This is a genomic window from Catenulispora rubra, from assembly GCF_015356825.1.
Taxonomy (GTDB): Bacteria; Actinomycetota; Actinomycetes; order Streptomycetales; family Catenulisporaceae; genus Catenulispora; species Catenulispora rubra.
The window spans coordinates 1-3,842 of sequence record NZ_JAACYW010000506.1 but is presented as its reverse complement, the minus strand read 5'-3'; the positions used below and the strand labels follow the sequence as shown (position 1 = coordinate 3,842).

General features: G+C 69.6%; 2 protein-coding genes. One reads left to right on the top strand and one right to left on the bottom strand.

The genetic code is table 11. From position 1 onward, the window contains the following. Positions 1-195 precede the first annotated feature (195 nt). Positions 196-1,848, bottom strand: coding sequence for a threonine/serine exporter family protein (locus tag GWK61_RS53160; protein ID WP_194921955.1), 1,653 nt, complete (start codon positions 1,846-1,848; stop codon positions 196-198). A 150-nt stretch (positions 1,849-1,998) separates the two neighbouring features. On the opposite strand from GWK61_RS53160, the gene aspT reads away from it, so the two are divergent. Beyond that, positions 1,999-3,693, top strand: coding sequence for an aspartate-alanine antiporter (aspT, locus tag GWK61_RS53155; RefSeq protein ID WP_194921956.1), 1,695 nt, complete (start codon positions 1,999-2,001; stop codon positions 3,691-3,693). Positions 3,694-3,842: the final 149 nt, after the last annotated feature.

Sequence of the window (3,842 nt, the reverse complement as noted above, 5' to 3'; positions counted from 1 at the left end):
GGGGTGATGTGGTGTGAATGGTGGGCGCCGCTGTCGGCAGCGCCTGCTAAATCTGTTCGATAAGGGGCGGATCATCTCGGGTCGTATGAAATGACCGCACGCCGCGCTGGTCGATGTCGGGCGGGTGCTGCTTGGGCCGGTGCGCGGTCCTGCACCGCATACCATCGGCCGCCAGCGCAACCCGCGTCGACCGCCCTACCCGGTCCCGCCCACCTCGTCCGCCGGCAGCACCTCCAGGCGCGTCGTCCGCCGCAGCGAAGCGCCGGCGAGCACACCGAGGGCGATCGAGCCGACCGTGATCATCACGTTCAGCAGCGTCTGCCAGCCCGCCGAGCTGTGCGCGACCAGCAGCTGCTGCACGCCTGACAGACCGTGGGCGCCGGGTACCACCATCCAGAACGCCGGGAGGAAGATCACCTGGTCCGGGATCATCGCGCGCTTGCCGATCCAGGTCGCCACCGGCACCAGTGCCATGCCCGCCACGAAAGCGCCGAGCGCCTGGCCGCCGACCAGCGTTCCGGCCGTCTGCACCACGCGTGTCGCCAGCAGCGCCACGATCAGCCAGGCCAGCGAACGGCGCGGGGCGTCGTGGTTCAGCGTGAAGCCGACCGCCAGCAGCAGCACCGCGGCCCAGCCGACCCACGCCCCGAGCTGCGCCGGGATCGGGTTGCCGATCGGGTGCGGGCGCACGGTGTCGGTCGCGACCAGGATGCCCAGGGCCAGCATCAGCAGCACGTTCAGCGCGCCGGCCAGCCGCGTGATCCCGGACAGGGTCGAGTTCGTCGACAACTCGATCGCGCCGAGGGTGAGCGCGGCGCCGGGCAGGAATCCGATCAGCGGCGGGATGTACAGGAAGCCCGGGTCCTGATGCAGGATCGGCCCGGCGAAGCGCAGCGCCAGCACCGTGACCATGATCGCGGCGGCCACCGGCAGCAGCGTCAGCAGGTTCGGCGCGTAGCGGCGCACCAGGTACTGCAGCACGCCGACCGCCGTCCCGGCTGCGACGTAGCCGGCCGCCGCGTTCCACGTCGGGTGCTGGAGCATCCCCAACGCCAGCGTCAGCATCGCGTACCCGGAGATCGCCGTGGCCGGCTGGAACCGTCGCGGCAGGCTCTGCTCCTCGCGCAGCGCCTTGCGCACCTCGTCGAACGGCAGGGCCTCGCCCAGCATCCGCTGCACCAGGTTCTGCAGCGCCTCCACCTGGTTCAGCTGCATCCCGGCGGTGCCGACCGGCGCGAAGTCCAGCTCGCTGCCGGCGTCGCCGACCACCGCCTCGACGCGCACGAAGATCCCGGTGGGCAGCGCGAAGCAGCGGGCGTCCACGCCGTAGCGGGCCGCGATGTCCACGATCTGGGTCTCGACGTCGCGGGTGTTCGCCCCGGAGCGCAGGATCTCCGCGCCGAGCGTGCTCAGCAGCCCGGCGAGCTGCCGCAGCCACTGCACCGTCGCCTGGTCCTGGGCCCGCACCCCCACCCGGCGGCGGTCGCGGAAGATGCCGCCGACCGTCTTCAGGCCCTGCCACGCGGTGTCTATCCCCCTGTCGAGGGAGCCCATCGGCCCGGCGAGGGCGTCGCCGAACGCGCCGACCCGGCCGGCGCCCCAGGTCGATCCGGGCCGGACGCGTCGGATGGCGGCGAACCGGTGAGGCGGCTCGGGCGGGGTCGCGGGCAGGTTCCCAGGCAGCTTCTCGGCCGGTTTCCCGGGCGGGTTCCCGTCCTCGCCCTCTGCGGACGCTGCACCTTTCGCAGACGCCCCACCTTCCGCGGACGCCGCACCCTCAGGGCTCTTCCGAAGCTCCGGGCCCGCCACGCCGTGCTGCTCATCCTTGCGCTTCTTGAAGAAGGGCACGGCGTTCCTCCCGCTCCATGACACCGCGGCCGCCGCCGGGCGGGGCACAAAACCCCAACGACGGTACCCGATGCCGATCACGCCCGGCTCACCCGTTCGGGCGTGGTGCGGGCGCGAGGCGATCATGTACGAGGTCAGATGGTCCGTGTGTTGAAGCTGATGCAGGAGAACGCGGTCCTGGCATTGTTCGCGTGCCTGGCGCTGGGCTACCTCGTCGGCAAGCTGCGGGTCGGGCCGATCACCCTCGGCGGCATCTGCGGCGTGCTGATCGTGTCCATGCTGCTGGGGGCGCAGACCGTCAACGGCAAGCACATCGCCGTGAACAGCGACGTGAAGAACATCATGTTCGCCCTGTTCATCTTCTCGCTCGGCTACATCGCCGGACCCGGATTCGTCGCGAACCTGAATCCCAAGGGCCTGCGGTTCGGCGTGCTGTCGCTGATGGAGATGGTCCTCGTCCTGGTGATCGCGGTCGGCATCACGAAGGTCGCGAACCTGGACACCGGCACCGGCGCCGGCATCCTGGCCGGCTCGGCGACCGAGTCCGCGGTCGTCGGCACCGCGCAGGACGCCATCACCAAGCTGCCGGGGATCACGCCGAGCCAGGTCACGACGCTCTCCGCGCACGTGGCCACCGCGTACTCGGTCTGCTACCTGTTCGGGCTGATCTCGATCGTGCTCCTGACCAGCCAGATCTTCCCGCGCCTGATGGGCATCAACCTGGCCCGGGCCTCACGCGAGCTGTGGGAGAAGATGCGCGGCGGCAACGCGGCGCTGGACTCCGACGAGGAAGCGTCGATGCCCAGGCTGGTCGGCCGCACCTACCAGATCACCAAGGGCGACGGCCTCACCGTGCAGGGCCTGGAGGACTCGGTCGGCGAGCACGCCTCGATCGAGGGCGTGAAGCGCGGCAAAAGGGTCCTCACGGTCGACCCGGCGCTGCTGCTGCTGCTCGGCGACCGGGTGCTGGTGGTCGGGCGCCGCGAGGCGGTGATGACGGCGGGTCACGAGCTGGGGCCGGAGACCAACGCTGTCCCCGGGCTGGACAGCCCGATGCAGGCCCGCGAGCTGGTGGTCACCGACAAGAAGATCAACGGCAAGACCGTCGACACCATCAACTCCGAGTACCCGGTCCCCACCGAGGGCGTATACCTGACCGGCGTCAACCGGCTTGGCAACGACCTGCCGGCCTCCGGCACCACCGAGATCCACGTCGGCGACACGCTGAACGTGGTCGGCATGAAGTCGAAGGTGGACCGCTTCCAGAAGGCCTTCGGCGCCAAGGTCCGCACCGAGAGCGCGGACTGGATCTACATCGGCCTGGGCATCTGCCTCGGCGTCCTGCTCGGCGAGATCGTGATCCACCTCGGCTCGGCCAACCTGACCCTGGGCACCGGCGGCGGCTGCCTGATCAGCGGCCTGATCTTCGGATGGTTCCGATCCACGAAGCCGACTTTCGGCGCCTATCCGCCAGTGGCCGCCGCCACCATGAAGGACCTCGGCCTGGCGGTGTTCATCGCGGTCACCGGCCTGTCCGCGGGCCCGGACGCCGGCCCGCTGCTGAAGAAGTACCCGCTGCTCCTGCCGCTGTCCGGCATCGCGATGGTGCTGATCCCGGCCTTCCTCGGCCTGTGGATCGGCCGCCGCTTCCTGAAGATCGAGAAACCGATCCTGATCGGCGCCATCGCCGGCCAGCAGTGCTCGACGCCGGCCATCACCGCGATCACCAACACCGCGCAGAGCAGCGTGCCGATGATCGGGTACACGATCACGTACACGCTGTCGAACTTCCTGCTGCCGCTGACCGGGCCGATCTTCGTGGGCGTGATCGGGCTGCACACTTGACGGGCTGGACTTCGTCGGCGTGATCGGGCTGCCTGCTTGGCATGGTTGTCGGAGCATTGCTGTCGGAGCATTGTTGTCGGCGGTGAGGGTTATACGTATATAAGGGGGGATTATTCCCTAACAAAATGCCCCCACCCTCACAAATGCAG